The sequence below is a fragment of the Sphingobacterium tabacisoli genome, assembly GCF_017908035.1.
In the GTDB taxonomy this organism is placed as follows: domain Bacteria; phylum Bacteroidota; class Bacteroidia; order Sphingobacteriales; family Sphingobacteriaceae; genus Sphingobacterium; species Sphingobacterium tabacisoli.
Genome location: NZ_JAEQMU010000001.1, coordinates 1,948,941 through 1,968,598, shown reverse-complemented (window position 1 = coordinate 1,968,598; position 19,658 = coordinate 1,948,941). Strand labels below are relative to the sequence as shown.

Annotated in this window: 11 protein-coding genes; all 11 read left to right on the top strand. The window is 42.9% G+C overall.

Annotation, left to right across the window (positions count from 1 at the left end; all coding sequences use genetic code 11):
- Positions 1–41: 41 nt before the first annotated feature.
- The 11 genes from JKG64_RS08340 (at position 42) to JKG64_RS08290 (ending at position 19,647) form a co-directional block, all read left to right on the top strand.
- Entirely contained in the window at positions 42–2,624 is a 2,583-nt protein-coding gene (locus JKG64_RS08340) for a BamA/TamA family outer membrane protein (RefSeq protein WP_210353834.1), read from the top strand.
- Positions 2,625–2,641: 17 nt separating this feature from the next.
- The gene (locus tag JKG64_RS08335; protein ID WP_210353833.1) at positions 2,642–4,171 is read left to right on the top strand and encodes a SulP family inorganic anion transporter; all 1,530 of its coding nucleotides are present in this window, start codon (positions 2,642–2,644) and stop codon (positions 4,169–4,171) included.
- A gap of 106 nt (positions 4,172–4,277) precedes the next feature.
- Entirely contained in the window at positions 4,278–4,868 is a 591-nt protein-coding gene (locus tag JKG64_RS08330) for an RNA polymerase sigma-70 factor (RefSeq protein ID WP_210353832.1), read from the top strand.
- A 160-nt stretch (positions 4,869–5,028) separates the two neighbouring features.
- Positions 5,029–6,240 carry a FecR family protein gene (locus tag JKG64_RS08325; protein WP_210353831.1) on the top strand — a complete coding sequence of 404 codons (1,212 nt, stop codon included), beginning with the start codon at positions 5,029–5,031 and terminating at the stop codon, positions 6,238–6,240.
- Between the two features lie 262 nt (positions 6,241–6,502).
- The gene (locus JKG64_RS08320) at positions 6,503–9,952 is read left to right on the top strand and encodes a TonB-dependent receptor (RefSeq protein WP_246512505.1); all 3,450 of its coding nucleotides are present in this window, start codon (positions 6,503–6,505) and stop codon (positions 9,950–9,952) included.
- 67 nt (positions 9,953–10,019) lie between these two features.
- On the top strand, positions 10,020–11,723 hold the full coding sequence (locus JKG64_RS08315) for a DUF4397 domain-containing protein (RefSeq protein ID WP_210353830.1): 1,704 nt from the start codon (positions 10,020–10,022) through the stop codon (positions 11,721–11,723).
- Positions 11,720–12,928 (top strand): hypothetical protein, encoded by a 1,209-nt coding sequence (locus tag JKG64_RS08310; protein ID WP_246512504.1) that lies wholly within the window; start codon positions 11,720–11,722, stop codon positions 12,926–12,928. The genes JKG64_RS08315 and JKG64_RS08310 overlap by 4 nt, the downstream gene beginning before the upstream one ends.
- Entirely contained in the window at positions 12,909–13,994 is a 1,086-nt protein-coding gene (locus JKG64_RS08305) for a fasciclin domain-containing protein (RefSeq protein WP_210353829.1), read from the top strand. The genes JKG64_RS08310 and JKG64_RS08305 overlap by 20 nt, the downstream gene beginning before the upstream one ends.
- 4 nt (positions 13,995–13,998) lie before the next feature.
- Entirely contained in the window at positions 13,999–15,339 is a 1,341-nt protein-coding gene (locus JKG64_RS08300) for a fasciclin domain-containing protein (protein WP_210353828.1), read from the top strand.
- A gap of 2 nt (positions 15,340–15,341) precedes the next feature.
- Positions 15,342–16,340: a fasciclin domain-containing protein gene (locus JKG64_RS08295; protein ID WP_210353827.1), complete on the top strand. Its 999-nt coding sequence runs from the start codon at positions 15,342–15,344 to the stop codon at positions 16,338–16,340.
- A gap of 25 nt (positions 16,341–16,365) precedes the next feature.
- Positions 16,366–19,647, top strand: coding sequence for a TonB-dependent receptor (locus tag JKG64_RS08290; RefSeq protein ID WP_210353826.1), 3,282 nt, complete (start codon positions 16,366–16,368; stop codon positions 19,645–19,647).
- The last annotated feature ends 11 nt before the right edge of the window (positions 19,648–19,658 follow it).

The following is a 19,658-nucleotide window of genomic DNA, read 5'->3' as shown; positions in this document are numbered from 1 at the left end:
AAAAAACAAAGCACTTATTTATGCAAGTTCACAGGAAAAAGATGTTATCAGCCAGAAATAAATTCCAGTATATCCTGTTTTTAGGTTTGTTGGGCTGTACATTCGGCAGGGAGACATATGCGCAAAAGGCAGATAGTACAACGGCATTGATCGCTCCTGAATATGATAAAGTAGGACCCGTCCGTCGGTTTTGGTTTGGCGATAGTTATCGTAAGTTATATAATACGCCTGTACCGATGCGTGTGATCGATTTGAGGATCGAAAAGGGAGGATTGGAGATTGTCAAGCTAGGGGGAGGGATGCAGACCCAGTCTTTACGTTTGGTAGATCCTAACGGTCGCGAATGGGTACTACGTTCTATCCAAAAGTATCCTGAACGGAGTTTGCCGGAGAGTCTTAGGAGTACGTTTATAAAAGATATCGTCCAGGATCAGATTTCTATTACCCATCCTTTCGGCGCATTGACGGTGCCTCCGTTTAATGAAGCATTGGGCATTCCCCATGCGAAGCCGGAGCTCGTGTATGTCGGAGACGATGAGCGTTTGGGCGAGTTTAGAGAGATATTCAAAAACAGGGCCTATATCTTTGAGCCTCGGATGCCTTTCGAAAATGAAAAAACAGACAATACCCTCAAGGTGATCCGTAAAGTACTCGAAGACAACGATACCCGGGTGGAACAAGACCTGACATTGAGGGCGCGTTTATTGGATATGATTCTTGGGGATTGGGATCGGCACGAAGACAATTGGAGATGGGACCCTGAAAAAGAAAAGGGAAAAAAAAACTATACCCCAGTTCCGAGAGATAGGGATAAAGTGTATTACAAAACATCGGGCGTATTTCCCGTACTGCTTTCCCACCAATGGCTGAAAGCGCATTTGCAACCTTTCAGTCCGCATATCAGAAATATTTCACATTGGAATTTCAATGCCCGTCACTTTGACCGTTTCTTTTTGAACGGATTAAACCAATCAGACTGGGAGTCCGAAATTAAGCTGGTACAAGAGACCCTTACAGATTCCTTGATTGAGAATGCAATGTTGGCGATGCCCGATACAATCGTAAAGTTGAGTGCCGATGAATTAGTTCATAATATCCGTTCCCGAAGAGATGAAATGTCAAATACTGGGATAGAATACTATAAAGCCTTAGCTCGTGTGGTAGATATTCCTTTATCTGCAAAAAATGAGTTTATAAAGCTGAATTACAAAAAAGATGGTGTAATCGGTTTAAAAGTTAATAACAAGAAGAAGGACGGTACAGAAGGCCGTGTGTTGGTAGAGCGTGATTTCTTGCCTCATGAGACCGAGGAAGTCCGTATTTACGGAATCGGCGGAACCGATAGTTATCGTATCGAAGGAGAGGCCAAATCCCCTATAAAAGTACGTTTGATTGGTGGAGATGGAAGCGATGAATATAGCATCGCATCTTCTTTCTCTAATTCTAAAAAGCTGTACCTATACGATGATAAAGATACTTCTTTAAACAAAATACCCCGAAATCTAGGCCTACGGTACAGGCTGAGCAAAGATACCGCTGTTCATGCTTACGATTATGATGCATTTGTCTACGATCGTAAAGGAGTCGTTGTTGATGTCAATTACGGTATTGATCGTGGATTGATTATGGGGCTGGGCTATATTATCGAAAACCAAGGATTCCGAAAATCTCCATTTGCCATCAAGCATATACTCAAGGCAAGTTATCTAACCGGGAGAGAATCTTTTATGTTAAGCTATCAAGGAATCGCTAAATCAGCATGGGGAAAGCAGGATCTATACATCGATATCGAATCCCAAGGGCCATTCAATCTGAGCAACTTCTTTGGCTACGGCAATAATACTGTATATGAAAAAGGAGAAGATAGAGGTATACATTATTACCGAAACCGTTACGATGTAGTGGATGCGGATATAGCCTTGCTATACCCACTCTCCAACAAGTTGCGGTTGGGCTATGGTTCGTCTTCCACCTATTTTAATGCACAAGAAAGTAAAAATAACGGACGGTTCTTGGGCGACTATCAAAACGAACATCCGACAGAAAGTTTTTACGGGAGTAAGTTCTTTACGGGAGCCAAAGTGGGGATAGACTACGATGGACGAGACAATGTTGAAAATACGAAAGAAGGAATGCATGCCTATGCTAAGGTGAGTTGGCAGTCAGAGATAGGAGGTGATAGTAAACAGCATACCTATCTGAATACCGCATTTAGCTTTTATCATACTTTTGGAAAAGATGTGGCTACATTGGCCAACCGGACAGGGCTGGACGCTGTATGGGGTGATCCCTACTTCTTTCAACATGCGCAGCTTGGAGGCGAAGGTAGTCTTCGAGGATTTAATTCCAGGCGGTTTACAGGTAAGACGATGGTCTATAATAATTTAGAGATGCGTGCCAAGCTGTTTAGTTACGATTCCTATCTTGTGCCGGGTACCGTAGGTCTAGTCGGTTTTTATGATGTCGGTCGTGTTTGGATGTCGCAGGAAAAATCGCAGTTATGGCACCATGGTTATGGTGGTGGTGTATATTTTATCCCTGCCGATTTAATGTTGATACAGGCTGCTTGGGGGATTTCTAACGAAGCCGTATTGCCCTATATCCGCATAGGTTTACGTTTTTAATCAAGTCGGATATTTATATGCAAGGAATACGAGGAGTGTTGGGCCTCCATCAACCCATCAACTATAGAAATGAAATTTTAGCGGGTTTCACCGTGGCTATGACTATGATTCCTGAATCCTTGTCATTTGCAATATTAGCCGGGCTTTCACCACTTACCGGCCTTTATGCTGCCTTTTTGATGGGGCTTGTTACCTCTATTTTAGGGGGCAGACCTGGGATGGTTTCGGGAGGTGCGGGCGCTACCGTAGTCGTGTTGATTGCCTTAGCCTCGACACATGGTGTTCAATACCTATTTGCTGCAGTCATTTTGGGAGGCGTTCTCCAACTGCTTGTGGGGGTATTTAAGCTTGGCAAGTTTGTTCGTCTGATACCTCAGCCAGTGATGTACGGTTTTCTCAATGGGTTAGCCGTGATTATATTTATGGCACAGGTCGCTCAGTTTAAAACTGTCGAAAATGGAGTTGCCGTCTGGATGCACGGGATTCCTTTATATTGGATGGGAGGCTTGACGGTACTAACGATAATTATCGTCTTACTATGGCCCAAGGTGACAAAAGTTGTTCCCGCCTCGTTGGTCGCTATACTGATGGTGTTTGCACTCGTATTTCTGTTCCAGATAGATACTAAAAAAGTGATTGATATCGCTTCTGTAAGTGGTTCATTGCCCTCGTTTCATATTCCTATGGTGCCATTTACTATAGAGACCCTTCAGATTATCTTTCCTTATGCTTTGGTTATGGCTGGTGTAGGATTGATAGAGTCACTGCTAACGTTAAATATGGTAGACGAAATTACTAATACCAAAGGTCGGTCCAATAAAGAAGCCGTAGCGCAAGGGGTTGCCAATATTACAAATGGTTTCTTTGGGGGCATGGGCGGATGTGCCATGGTGGCCCAGACTCTAGTCAATATTGGGGCAGGAGCACGGACCCGTTTGTCCGCTTTTATCGGTGCCATTACCATCATGCTTGTCATACTGGTTGGCGCTCCCTTTATTGAACAGATACCTATGGCCGCATTGGTCGGGGTGATGATGATGGTTGCTATCCAGACTTTTCAATGGGTGAGTTTTCGGGTTATCAATAAGTTCCCAAAATCAGATATTTTCGTTGGTATCTTAGTGGCCGGAATAACTGTTGTACTTCACAATTTAGCCTTAGCGGTACTGGTCGGTGTGGTCATATCCGCTTTGGTGTTTGCCTGGGAGAATGCCAAGCGAATCCGCGCACGAAAATATATAGATGAAGCCGGCGTAAAGCATTACGAAATTATGGGGCCTTTATTTTTCGGTTCTACAGCAACATTTTCCGAAAAGTTTGACGTTCTCAGCGACCCGATAGAAGTCATTATAGATTTCAGAGAGAGTAAAGTGGTCGATATGTCAGGAATAGATGCGTTGCATAAACTTACTGAAAAATACCAGCAGCAGGGCAAAACCCTTCGCTTGAGACACCTCAGCGAAGACTGCCGTAGATTGTTGAAAAATGCAGAAGGAGTCATTGATGTAAACATTATCGACGACCCCACCTACAAAGTGATGGTGTAGTTTCGCCAATATTGTGTGCTTATATTCTTTTCATCAAAACTTAATATACGGGTTATGTTAAGCAAATAAAGCCTTGGTAGGTTTGTCTTCGTAAATAACGAACGACGTGGACTATACTAATGCTTCGGATACCCAATTATTGACGCTCACTCGACAAAGTGATATTAGAGCCTATAATGAGTTCTTTCGTAGATATGCCCCTCCATTGTATAGACAGGCATGCCGTTATATTACGAATGAAGAAGTCGCAGAAGAGCTTATGTTGGATGTGCTTTTCGATATTTGGGATAAGCGAAGTACCCGTGATATTACCGGAGAGATTGGAGCGTACCTTTATCGCTGTATGCGCAACAAGATCGTTGACTACCGACGTCAAAATATTCCAGAATTCATAACTATCGACAAGGTAGAACAGATCAAACCCTTGTCTACCCAACAAATGGGGGATTATTTAACGATGACCAAAGATGCGGAACAAGTCTATTTCAATGCACTTCAGGCGATGAGCCCACAGCGTCGCCAGGTATTCCGTCTCAGCCGTGAAGAACAACTGACCTATTCTGAAATAGCCAAGGAAATGAATCTTTCCATCAATACCGTCGAAAACTATATGGCCACAGCGTTAGAAATCTTTAGATCACGGTCGAAGGATTACCTAACCCTAATCAGTCTTTTTATACTGAGCCTCTTCCTTTAACTGTTCGTTCGCTTCATGTTGCAAGGCCTGCTTAGCGCCTGCTTCAACACAGAAATCATCTCCTTTTAAAAAAAATAAAAAAAAGTTACTTTTCCGTAGGTGGTAAGTCCCAGGTTTTTACGAGTACAATAATAGAAGGCATCAAAAGGCCTTAATTATAATGGAAAGTAAACAGTTGTTCATAAAATACCTAGATAATCAATGTACTCCCGAAGAAGAGCGGGAGGTCAATAAACTGTTGGCCCAACCTGAGATGCTTTCATTGCTACATACCTTAATGGAAGAAAGAGACAGCAATGCAACAGGAGAGCTTACAGATGAAGATTATACTGCGCTAGGAAAAACTGAGCATTGGCAAAGAAAGGTAAACCAGAGAATAGCGCAATCCGTTTTAGATGATTTCGAAGCACAAAGTCAACAACGCTCGTCGATACGCTTATGGATACGTTATGCTGCAGTATTTGTAGGTATTCTATTGTTAGGTACAGGAGCTCTTTTGATAACGAATAACGAAGAACAAAATCAGAACAGTCTAGCGGATGCCACCCAAGGTACAACTATAGATGCCGGACAGGCCACTTTGACCCTCGCCGATGGCTCTGTTGTAGCACTTGCAAATCTAAAGCAAGGAACCATAGCCTTAGAGAATGGAGTACAGATCGAGAAAGCTGAAGACGGGTCGATTGTCTATAGCATAAAAGACAAGAGTGCGAGCTATCTAGCCAATAATACCATCTCTACGCCAAGAGGAGCACAGCACCAGATCACCCTTCCTGATGGATCTAAAGCTTGGTTAAATGCTCAGTCTTCTCTGACTTACCCTATTCGGTTCAAAGCAGAAGAAAGACGGGTAAAGATGACGGGCGAAGTCTATTTTGAGATTGCCAAACTTCAAAAGCAAGACAAGAGTGGGCGTGTACCGTTTTTTGTTGAGACGGCAAATCAAGAAATACAGGTGTTAGGAACGGAGTTTAATGTTAATGCCTATACCGATGAACCCGCTATCCGGACGACGCTGATTGAAGGCAGTGTACGTATAGCAACAAATAACGGTGTGGACAATGTATTGTTAAAGCCGGGACAGCAAGCCCTATTGACCGAAGGATTTATAGTGAAGACCTGTGCTGTACAACAGGAGATTGCCTGGAAAAATGGGGATTTTGTCTTTCAGGGAGAATCCCTCGATAACATCCTACGTCAGTTATCCCGATGGTACGATATAGAGATTCAGTGCCCGTCACATCTCGGTAATCTACGTTTCAATGGTATGGTAGCCCGTTCGAAACCCTTGTCGACCGTAGTCGAAATCATTCAATCGACCAATAAAGTGAATATTAAATTAGAAGGAAGGAGGCTTATCGTGACAGACTAGTACCTATGCTACGATGGCTGAAAAAAAACCAAAGGTGCGGTAACACCTTTGGTCTAATAGTTAAGCCTATCACATCACAATGTCGGAATAACATTATTAGTTGGATAATATTAACATCAACAAAAGTATGAAATATTCATTTGAAACCTGCATAGCAGGTTCCATGAGGACTATAAAAAACAAATTATTTCCTCATGAATATTTTCTATGGCTATTAAGGAGTAATAAAATACATAGAAATTTTTATCAAATCATGCGTGTTATGAAAATCACCATGGTCCTATTAACCTGTTTTTTAGTGCAAGTCAGTGCTACAACCTATGCACAACGGGTCACTATGAATAAGCACAACAGCCCTATTCAGGCCGTATTAGAAGAAATCAGAAAACAAACTAAGTATGATTTCTTTTATGACATGAATCTATTTGAAAAAGCCCATCCGGTAGATATACAGGTCAAAGGTGCCTCGATAGAGCAGGTTTTAAGCTTATGTTTTTCTAGTCAGCCCTATACCTATGTCATCAAGGAAGGATCAGTTATCATCACAGAGCGTACAGCTGCATCGGTTACAAGAGGAGCCGGCCAACAGCAGCATACGCGCATCACGGGACGAGTCAATGATGCAGCGAATGGCGTAGGGTTGAAAGGGGTATCAGTCAAGGTTAAAGGTACATCGGTATCGACACTCACAGACGATAAGGGAGCATTTGCCATCAATATCCCCGATGGTGGTGCTGTTTTGGTATTTTCCTATTTGGGATTTCAGGCACAGGAAAGAAAAGTAGATGGCAGTACCTCAAATCTTAGCATATCGCTCCATATGGTCGCCTCCAAATTAGATGAAGTAGAGGTCACGGTACAAGCTCGCCGTAAGGCTAATACAGAAGCCGCTGTACTGGAAGAGCGTCGTAAAGCCTCTATCGTACAGGATGCTATCTCTGCAGAGATGATACAGCGTACCGGAAGTATTACCACCACACAAGCGTTACAACGGGTTACGGGTGTAACCGTGACCGATGACAAATATGTTGCGGTACGCGGGTTAGGTGATCGTTCGGTGATCGGGCAACTCAATGGTGTGCGTCTAGCGTCTTCGGATCCTGATCGGAGTACCATTCCTTTGGATCTGGTACCTGCCTCTTTATTGGATAATATAACCATATACAAAACTGTGACACCGGACAAACCAGCCGATGCAGCTTCAGGTATTGTCGAACTGAAGACCAAATCCGTTCCCGATAAGATGACCTTTGAAGTGATAGCACAGACGGGGATGAACTCCAATATAGGACTAGGCGGAAATTATAATAGTTTTTGGAATAGCGATATGGGCGCATTAGGAACTAAAATCAATGATAAAAATCTATCGACAGATTTTTTGAATCTTTCCAAGCAGTATCCCGATGGGTTGGGGGCTATTCAGCGAATGATAGCCAATAGCAATTACAGCAATACAGGTTATCAGGAAGTAAACCGTATAAATGGAATTATGCAGGGATTCGATCCGGTCATGACTTCATCTTATAAACGCGCTCCAATGAACCAATTGTATTCTGCTACTTTTGGAAATAGCTACGACTTATTTGATAAACATAAATTAGGGGTAATTATAGGTGCAAACTACTACCGCCGGACAACAGATATCAGTCAGGGCGATCTGACCCAGTATAGTATATACCAGGGAGTTGTGACAGGTAATCCGGATGTGTACAGTTTTCGTAATATTCCGAACTATATAACACCAAACAGTCTCTATATGGGTAAATATCAGACCTATAAAGAGAATACAGGTACAGAAACATTAAACTATGGTACACTGTTGGGATTGACCTATCGTTTTAACCCACGCCATGAAATCAGTATGCAATACCTGGGCAGCTGGGGAGGGGAGACGATGGCGACCAATCTTAATGGACGCTACGAGTACACCGGACTACCAGGAGAAGTACACAGTAATACCTATTCCCTAAAGCAGAGTTACCGCACACTAAATACGTTCAATCTTCAGGGCGAACATAAATTCTTGAAAGGAGAGTGGTCTCCACGTTTGAGTTATAACGCAGCACATTCGCAATCCAAACAGAACGATCCTGATTTTAGATTTGTAAGTCTGGCAGACTATACGCCACGTGGCGGTGGTTGGTACCGTAGGCCATTGATCGGTTCAGACAATACGATGGACGAGTGGACCTACAGTGATCACCTGTATGCGCTGACTTCAGGCTATGTCAATGGTTTTGGCCCCTATGGTGTGATGCAGGCAGAACCTAATGGACGTAGATGGCGCAATCTGAACGAAAAGAACTACAATTACAAAGCAGATTTACAGATTCCTTTCAAACTCTTTGGTCAGGAGCAAGAGTTTAAAACGGGATTCAACTATCTCTTTAGAGACCGTAAGTTTACGGAAAACCAGCTTTTTTTACCAGGATCTAATTTCTCCGCCAATAAAGCGGTTACACTATATGATGTACAGGGCAACCTGGACCGCTTGGTAAGCAATGAAATCATCGGAGTAAAATTGCCTGCTCCTGGACAGGGTGAAGGAATGATGCCGGTAGGAGGTTTTCTCTATAATATGCAGAAATCACCGAACAACTACAAAGGGCATTTTGAAACGAATGCCCTGTATGGGATGTTTGACCTAAAGCCCAGTGACAATTTTCGGTTGGCAGGAGGTGTGCGTTTTGAACGGACGAATATTGGTTCAGCAGTAGATACAGCCAATGTTTTCCTAGATCCTTCTTTGACGGCAAAGTCTCCCGATGGAACACGACTCCCATTGAATCCGATAAATCCTAATTCCGTATATAAGACTGGCTACAAGCCCTTTTATTCCGTCAATGCGACTTATATATGGAAGGATAATATGAATTTTAGGGTTGCTTACAACTCGACTTTGGCGAGACCTGAATTACGCGAGATTACCAATGTGTTTGAATTTGATGCTTTTCAGATGGGCCTAGTCGTTGGAAATCCAAATCTGAAAAACCAATATACACAGAATGCCGACTTCAGATGGGAATGGTTTCCTGCCAAAGGAGAAGTTATTGCAGTTTCTGCTTTTGGCAAGCGTATCGAAAACCAATTGGTAAAAGTCTTTAATCTGAGGACAGATGGATTGGCTGCGACCTACCCTGAATTTCCTACCATACAATTTCAAAATGACCCCAATATTGGTAAGGTATGGGGAATAGAGTTAGAGCTGGTCAAAAACCTCGGGTTACTTTGGGATCCTTTAAATAACTTTTTTCTAGGAAGCAATCTCTTGTTGGCGCAGAGTGATATTAGAAAAACCGACGAACGGTACGAAGCAAACCGCTCCCTGGATAGATACACTCCAAAAAATAGTCCGTTATTCGAGCAGGCTCCTTATTCTATTAATGGCTGGCTTAATTACGATAATAAAGCAATTGGAACTGATTTGACCTTAACCTTTAATATGGTTGGAGAGCGCCTGGTGCAGATTAATCTTACCGGTGAACCAGACCTTTACAGCAGCCCTGTACCTTACCTCGATTTTGTATGGTCGCAGCGTATCAACAAACGGATCCTATTTAAGGGTTATGCTAAGAACATACTCAACCCAGCGATAAAGACGGTGTACGCTAATCCGCAGACAGGTGGTAAATGGTACGGAAACGAGTATATCAATCGGAGTTTCAAACGAGGAGCCGAGGTAATGCTAGGCTTTACCTATAATCTTTTTTAACGCTATAAGTTAATATTCATTAAAAGTCAAACCGAGCGCAAAGAGCTCGTGAAATAACAGTACAGATATGAACAAAACGATTTTTAGTATGGCTCTGGTTCTTTTATGCTTTACCTCCTGCAAAAAAGAAAAACTAGAGATGAAGGTCGATAATAGGACGGTAACAGAGCAACGTGCCAACTCCAACGTTAGAATAATTAACCTTTCAGGCTTTAACCAAGTAGTGGCAAATGGAGATAGTCTGACCAATTTTGTTGTGCAGAATCCGAGAGGGAGCGATTGGTATAAATATCCCGGAACTTCCTATTTCCCTAAAGATGGCAGATTGAGTAAAATATGGACGATACCACAGGATATTTTTGACGTGAGTGAGAAGGCCGATCTTCATTTTGCAGGGCGCTATTATACAGGTAACGGACTGAATATGGACCTCGATCTACAGGTCAGCAACAGTTACGATCAGCCTACGGATTACTATCTGATGCCGACCCCCTATATGAACGGTCAGCCCGAAGTAGTCCGTGTACCACGTGGCGTGACCACACCGTCAAAGCCGGATTCTTTTAAAATACGGATTGTCAATCTTTCCGGAGCTATAAAGAATCCTGCATACGGCCCTACCGGAGCACAAGAGAGCCTTACCGGTGCGATGTCCCTGGCCTATGCCGATGGTACACTGGTAGATGCAAAAACAAACAATATCAGCGTCTCTGCAAAAGCTTCTGAGTATGTAGAGGTACCTTATGGAACCTATCAATTTAAAGTGCTCATGCAAGACGGAAGACAGGTGCCCGCCAAAGGGAACGAACTGCATGAGTATGGCCTTCTTGATCCGCCTACTTCTACAATTCCCGAAAGCTATTCAAGAGTAACAAATCTTCCTTATAGTCCTATATATACCTATCAACCCGGGGGAGTGTATACCATTCTGATTGCTCCCCAGCAATTTGATTATATCTCTAACGAGATAGGCGAAACTGTATGGATGTATCAGAACTCCTTTCAGGTGATCACCGATATGAATCCTCCCGTCAATCAGACGTATTATCGTATACAGGGCGGAAATGCTTTCGATAGCCAAAAGATTTCTTTCAAGGTTAATGGACAAGAACTTGCTCAAGGGATTGCCTTCGGAAAAGCCAGTGATTATCGGAATTTGATTCATGGGAATGCTACAATTGAAGCTATAGGTGAGTCTGGTGAAGTATTGGCAAGAGCAGAACAGCTCTTCAGACCCAACCAGAACTATACACTTTGGCTCTACCCAGAGTTGCAAGGAAAAGCTAAGCTATTGGTACTGAATAATGATTTAAGCGGTACGCAAGCATTACCGGTTGAGGACGACGGTACTTATGGACATACCGAGAAACACTTCTTTGGTTTTAATCGCTATTTAAACCTTTCTCTAGGAAATCCATATATCACATTTACCGCCAATAATGGGCAGGCTATTACTACAGCTAAAACCAATATACAGCCTGGACTTCCCGTACTCGAACAACCCTACGTAGGCAGTATGATGCTTTCGAACCCGTATGAAATTATGAGCTATCGTTCGCAACCCAATGTAGTACCGGGTATATGGGCCAAAGACATCCCCGTATTACCAAGTGCAGACTTTATAGCTAATCCCGATCTCTATTTAAAAGCAGGACGTAAACTACCAGCACATGAGGCAGGAATCTATACAGTAGCCCTGATCGGAAGGAGTGGAGACGGAGTCCCAGCAGTTGAAAAAGCGAGAATGATCATTGTTAAACATAATAAATGATGAAGAGAATTAGAGTAATAATAGCTTCGGCCAGTATGCTATTGCTGGTCCTAGGAATAGTAGGCTGTACCAAAGTCGAATATACCCAAATAGAAGAACCTGCTTACTTAAGAGTATTCAATAACCTGAACTATGTACAGACATTGGATAGTAAGGATGACAAAGTTCCCTTCTTCTGTATGCTGATAAATCCTGTTGTGGGCGTAGATGGGACATTATCCGAAGCCGAAATAGTAGGAGATTTTCTGGATAAAAGAGACGCTTATGCGCCTCCTTATCCATCACATATCGGTAGCAATAATTCGGTGAATAATCCAGAATATCCGGGAAAGAACAACGTATTGGTAGGCCCCATTCTCAACGGGTTTGATCTAAGCAGCTGGGCGCAGGTACCTTCAGGAAAGCTCCGCGTTGTATTTGCCTATCGTCCCAAGAATACCATTCCATTTTTTCAACTGGAACCTCATCTGAGGAAGGATATTCTGATTGATACCGTGATTAATCTAGATGGGAGGGAAGTCTATACGCTACATCTCTTACAGACCGATTTTGTGACGAAAGAGCATGGCGTACTATTACGGCAGGAGAATTTTCATAAGCTGTCGTTATCAGACTCCCTCGTCTATGTTAATTTTTATAACATGAGTGCCAAAGGCTTTTGGCAAGCTGATGCGACACTGAAGGACGACGATTATAAGTTAGCAAGTTTTAAGAGCGGAATTAAGGATGACATGAACGTGTTTTTATCCCTTTACGAGGACCAGTCCAAGCCAAGCCATATCGGTGCGACGGTACCGGGATTTAAGGGCAAATACATGACTAGTGTCAAGAGAAATACCAATTTGGCAACGGTTAGCCCATATGTCAGTTTCCCATTATGGGCCGGTAGCACTGCAGATGGTATAATGACACCAATGTGGCAACGCTTCGACTTTTTTGTGCCGGGGATGGATATGACCAATAATCCTTTCTATGCCGGTGAAAAAAATACAGGTGGCAATTGGGCCGCAGTCAATTGCCTGCAGAATGGCAAAGTAGCTGTGACCAGTGGAGATAACGGTACTTTATTGCCCAATCTATTGGTCAATATACACTCGGGTAAGGACAACCCGAAGACATTTGCCACGGTAAATACCCTGGAAGTAGTCAATGGACGAATTTATCTTACTACTATACAACGTAAATATGCACCTCCGATTTACTAATACCAAAGCGATATTTCAGCTACTTGTGTGGTTGCTGGTTTTATCTTTTTCAGGTTGTAAGTACGATGACCTGACGATAGCTGTGCCGAATGAAAATATACGTCCGGCAGCTGATTTTATCAAGAATAATTACGATACCCGATTGTTTTATGCCGCATTAAGGAAAACGGGATTAGACATAGAAATCAACGGAGAAGGACCTTTTACCGTCTTGGTTCCCAATGACCTGGCTTTTAATGAAATCGGAGTTTTTAGAGATGCTGATTTTGATCAGATGAATCTCGATAGCTTGCGAAGGGTAATCGCTTATCATATTTTGCCTAGACGGCTCTATTTGCAAGATGTTCCTACCAATAGTGCAGATGTACGTTATGCCACATTGGAAGGAAGCGAATTGTATGCTTCACTGGGAGGTATGGCACAGGGAGCCGTTGTTCCATCCAATAAGCTGTGTTTTTCGGGAGCCGAAGCATCCCGTATGGATGTGCCCTTAGCCAATGGGGTGCTGCATATTGTTGACAAAGTGATGAAACCACAGTTCGAACTTTCTATACAGGATTGGTTGACTAAGGAACCGCAATATAGTGTATTTGTAGAAGGGCTTAAGAAATTTGGGTTGTGGGATCAGTTTGCAGAGAAAGGGCCTTTTACAGTGTTTGCACCGACCAATAAAGCCTTAGAAGAAGCCGGTATAACCTCTCTGAGGCTCCAGGAAATGGTAGCTGATAATTATTTGGGGGATGTTTTATTTGGAGTTTACATCATGTACCAGAAGCATGTTTTTATTTCCGATAGCGATGTGTTTCAGATTATAAGTGGGAAAGGAACCCTTACCTATAAATTGAAAGATGGGCAGCACGTCATGAGTTTTGGCGCATCAAAAGCATATCCCACGTGGTTGATGACATACAATCTGCGCCTTACAGAAAGTGATTACATTTTTGCCCCTCAGGTTGGACAGGCTTCTTATGAAGTCCGTGCAAAAACAGATTATTTATGCAGCAATGGGGTCGTGCATGACCTGGATAAAGCGATGGTAAAGCCTAATCAGGCACTAAAAAAATAACAAAATGAATACTAAGAATTATATAAGTATTGCCTTGGGATTGTTCAGCATATTGTTTTTTTCGCTGTCTTGTCAAAAAAATGAATTTATGCCAGATCCGATGGGCGAGAAGGTACCCTTCGAGGATACCCTCAAGTCCGATATAAATCAACTCTTGAAAGCAAGCCCAGAACTGAAGACTTTCTATACTGCCTGGGAAAAAAGTACCGTTGAAGAAAAACTTCGTCATCGGGGTACAAAGACTAAGGCAACGATCTTCGCACCTAATGATGCAGCATTGCAAAAATTAGGCGTTACAGTTTCCGCAATAGCCGCTATGACCGTTGCCGATGTCGATAGTCTGGTGCTTTTTTACGTCAGTGTCGGCGATATCAAAGTCAGCGAACTGAAAGAGCGTAGCGACAATTTTATTGCAAAGAGTATGCTGAGCAAGCCAGGGCTGTTTGTCAGATATTTTGAAGGAAATCCAGAGGGGACTTTGGCTTATGATCCCTATTTCTACAGACATTATGTGCGGATTCAGAAAGAACAAGTGATGATAAATGGCAAAAAGGCTGGAAAACTGAATTATAAGCGAGCGGTTGATGGTGGTCTCTATATGCTAGAAACAGCCATAGAGAAACCCACGAAGACGATGTTGGAGGTACTGGAAGCAGATGGACGTTTCAAGATGTTTGTCGAGTCTCAACGTCTTGCCGACGAGATGTTTGTCGAGCGTATGATAGATGAGATCGAGCCTTGGATGGGGTTTAGACCGTCGGTAGAAGACATACAGAATTCCTGGGCAAATTATCGCTTTTACTACCAGCGCGGGTGGATTATTGAGTCTCCGGCTTATGAAGGTTATAAGGGCCCCAATATTGGTATATCTACATTATTTGCACCTACGGACGATGCCTTCCGAAAAGCAGGGTTTAATACCGTACAAGATATTTTAACGTTCAATATCCAGCGTGGCGACGCCCGGTTTGATCCGGATATGTTCGAAATAGCCGGAGGATATCCCATGGATACAGTCTATAGTTACCATCGTAATTGGGGGCGCATCGTACAGCCCGCAACACTAGGTAAAGACAAGGCCATGGGGAATGCTACTGTTTTTTTTAGTAACGACCTGACACCTAGCCTTAATGAATATATGGTCAATGTGGGAGGGAATGTGACGATGGAGTACGCTTACAAGATGCCATTAAGCTTTTCGGCAAATAATGGACAGATACAGATTAAAGTGAAAAATTCAGAACATGCCCCTGTTAATGTCATAGAAGCAGATATCTTAACATTGAACGGGCCTATCCATGTGGTTGACAACCTTATTCTTCCAAAAGGATTTAAACTTAAATAAACATGAGAAAGTATCTTATCAAAAAGCAAAAATATACGTTATTACTGATCGGTTTATTAGCTGTTTCCTGTGAAAAAAAAGAGGAAGTCGGTACCACATTCGATAATAACCGTATCAATATGGTAATAGCGGATAATTTTAACCTTGCTAACCTCAATGCTGTACTACGGGTGAGTGGCCTGGACAAAGAGTTGCAGAAAGAGAATGGCCCCTTTACAATATTAGCTCCTTCGGATGCTGCATTTGCCATAGCAGGGTACAGCAAACCCGAACATATATTGGCCGAGCGCGCTTCCGTGATTTCTAATATCGGAAAATACCATACGATGGATGGGTTTTATGAATTAAATAAACTCCCTTTTCTTTTCAATCAGGAATTAAGTACCCGAGGTGGGAAAGTATTTGCTACGCACTGGGTAAAAGGAGCAGATACCGTATTGACACTGAATGGCTCACGGGTGGTTGCGAATAATATCCCATCTTCGAATGGACTTATACAGGTGTTGGATAGGGTACTGACGCCCTATCAGCACGATAAAATCGCAGATGCCATTACAGCCGATGTCAATATAACATTATTTGCCCAAGCGATACAACGCTCCGGATTAAAGGAGCAGTTGGATGGAGAAGGTCCTTATACTGTATTTGCTCCTAATAATGATGCCATGGCTGAATTGGGTTATAAAACAGTGCAGCAGATTGAAAATGCGGATGTGACGGAGCTACGGAAGGTAGTCAACTACCACATTTTGAGAGACCGTCGATTTATATATGATTACATTCTCAGTGCAGGGCCTAGTAATATTGCTAAGCAGGCAATGTTGGATGGTAATAGTATGACAGTCAAACTGGTACCCAATCCTAATTCGCTAGGGTCTTTTAACGGTATTGTGTTACGTGGTATCGGAAATAGCAAGGATATAAATGTGGTCAAGCAGGATATCCTGACAGGTAATGGTGTGTTGCATATTATTAACGAGACATTGCGAATCACACAATAATCCATGATTTAAAAGGAAAACAATAATGAAATTGATAAGTAAAATATCGAATTACACTTTTTTATTGCTGGTATTTCTGCTAGTGATAAATGTACCTGCTATCTCCTTGGCACAGGAGACTTCAGGAGCATTGACCGGACGTGTGATGGGCGATAAGCAGCAACCGGTCAGTGCCGCGACAATCGAAGCTGTACATATCCCCTCGGGAACTAAGTATACGCTCGCGACCGATAATGATGGACGTTATACCCTCAATAACCTACGGATCGGAGGACCTTATAAAGTGACTGTAAATCGGATTGGAATGCAAGCCGAACACAAAACAGATGTTTTTATCCGTTTAGGAGGAGCACAGCAGTTGGATTTTGTCCTGTTGGAAGATGCAAAAGCATTGGAGGAGGTTGTTGTCTCTGCTCGGTCCATACGTGGGCAACGTGCCGACAGCGACGGGACAGGAAAAAACATATCGGCCGAACAAGTACAGAATATGCCTACTGCCAATCGGTCTATTACGGACGTCACGAGACTTACCCCACAAGGAAGTCGGGATAATAGCTTTGGTGGTACCAATTTTCGATACAATAACGTGACTGTAGATGGAGCTATCAATAATGATGCTATTGGATTTAGCCCTTCTCTGGGCGGGCAGACCGGTACCTCAGGTATGGCGGGAAGTAGTACACGTACTAATCCTATATCCATTGATGCCATTCAGGATATGCAGGTTTATTTAGCACCTTTCGATGTTAAGATAGGTAATTTTACGGGAGGCTCTATCAATGCTGTAACGCGTAGTGGGACCAACACGGTAGAAGGCTCTGTTTATGGCTTTGGACGTAACGCATCTTTGGTCGGTAAGGACAGGGTAGGGACTCTGGGAAAAATGAACAGTGATTTTTATGACTACCAGGCTGGTTTTAGAATTGGTTTTCCTATTATCAAAAACAAACTGTTCTTTTTCAGTAATGAGGAAATCACGAGACGTCAGGATCCTACACAATTGTATATTGGTAGTCCAGAGACCGCACATATCTTGAGTCAGGCCGATGCAACTACCATTACCACTATAGCCAAGGATCGCTATGGCGATGTGTTTGACGTTGGTACGGCCGATGTCTATACCAATTGGTCTAAGTCGACTAAATTCTTCAATCGGATTGACTGGAATATAAATAACCAACATCAGCTAGCTGTCCGTAACAATACGATATTCAGTAAAGCTACGCATATGGACCGCGACCAGCAGGATTTTCGTTTCTCCAGCATGGCCTTTGAGCAGACCAACAATCAGAGCAGTACAGTCGCGGAATTAAAAAGCCGTTTCAGCAATAGTTTATCAGGGAATTTGCTTGTCGGATTTACGCTGGTCAATGATAGGCGTGATCCACTCAGTGATCCTACGCTCCCTCAGGTACAGATACAGGGAAATACGCCCGGAACAACCATTTACTTAGGGACTGATCGGGAGGCTAGTATTTTCGATATGCAACAAAAGACATGGGAGCTTACGGCCAACCTCAATTGGAATGTAGGAAGGCACAAATTTTTATTAGGTACGCATAATGAGTTGTACGCAATCCGTTATGGCTTTGTCAATGCCTGGAACGGACGTGTTGACTATAATACCCTACAGGATTTTATTGATAACAAGCCTTATCGGGTACGTGGTAGTTACAATTATACCAACAATAACAGGGACTATATTTTAGCAAATCCAGCGGCAGATTTTAACGTCAACATGTATAGCTTGTATATACAGGATGAGATACGTGTACATGACAGATTACGTGTCACGCCTGGATTGCGAGCAGATTTGGCCAGCCTTCCACACATGCCTACGCTCAGTGATAAGGTGGCTACTATTAATGCCGATCCTAGCTTTGGAAGTACCTACCATTACACGCCACTCAGTCGTATCGAAAATGATTTTATGAATCGGATCCAGATTTCACCACGTGTTGGGTTTAGATGGGAGGCGACCGAAGATAGAAAACTCGTTGTGCGGGGCGGAGCAGGTCTCTTTACAGGACGTATTCCATTTGCATGGTTGGCCTACGCGTATTATAATACTGGAACAAATTATGGGGCATTCGACCAGCGTGCAGATCAGAAGCCTTTTGTCCCTGGTAGCGATGCTATTAAGCCAGGATCAAATGGTATAGCCGATTTTATAGCGCAGAATGGAGCAGTGATCAATGACCCGAATAGTGGCAAAACACAGGTCGATCTGGTCGACAATGGCTTTGTATTGCCGCAGGTGTTCCGTAGTAGTCTGGGAATTGATTATGAAATGGCCAATGAATGGAAATTTACGCTAGAGGGGATGTATACCAAAAATATCAAAGACGTTCTCTTTCAGCAGTTGAATACGAAAGATAATGCGTTGTGGTTTGGATATGATAAGGAGAAGCAACAACCTATCTATAATGGTAATGTAGACGGACGCTTTTCCAACATCTATTTGCTGAGCAATTCCAGTCAGGGATATCGTTATAGCTTAACAGCTACTGTTAGCAAAACAGTAAACCGACGTCTTTCTGCGACAGCAAGCTATACCTTTGGCGAATCCAAAGACTTGAGTAACGGAGTCCGTAATTCGATGGAAAGTAACTGGCAACTGAACCAGGCATTGGTGCCAAATAATCCAAAGTTGGCCTATAGTAATTTTGATATAAGACATCGCATCGTAAGTAGCATCAATTACAATCAATATTGGAAGACTGCCGGAAAAACAAGTGTTACATTATTTGTAAGTGCACAGTCGGGCAGTCCATTTACCTATGGAATTGTGAACAATACAATACAAGGGATACCGCAGCAGGTATCACTGCTATACATACCTACTGCTTCAGAAGCTGTTCACTATTTCAAGGATATCGAGCAGGGAGCTACCGCCAGTGAACAGGCTACAGCGTTCAATAAGTTTATTGATGGTAATGAATACCTGAGCAGTCGGAGAGGAGCTTTTACGGAGCGTAATATGGGGCGTACACCTTGGAATGTACAGGCTGACCTTCGTCTGGCTCATGATCTGTTTGTCAGCAGTAAGAAAAGCCAGTTTATCACGATATCAGCAGATGTCATAAATCTCACCAACCTATTGAACAGAAGCTGGGGAGTACAGTATTTCTCACCCAATACCTTCAATTCAACAAGCAGCGTAGGGTTGACACCGACATTGTTCCCACCACAACAAAATCAGGGAAGCTGGCCGGTATTCACTTTTGCTGAACCTGGGGAAGCCTATAGTGTGGATTATTTTAACTCACGTACACAAGTACAGCTGGGAGTCAGATATACATTTTAAATGAGACAGTA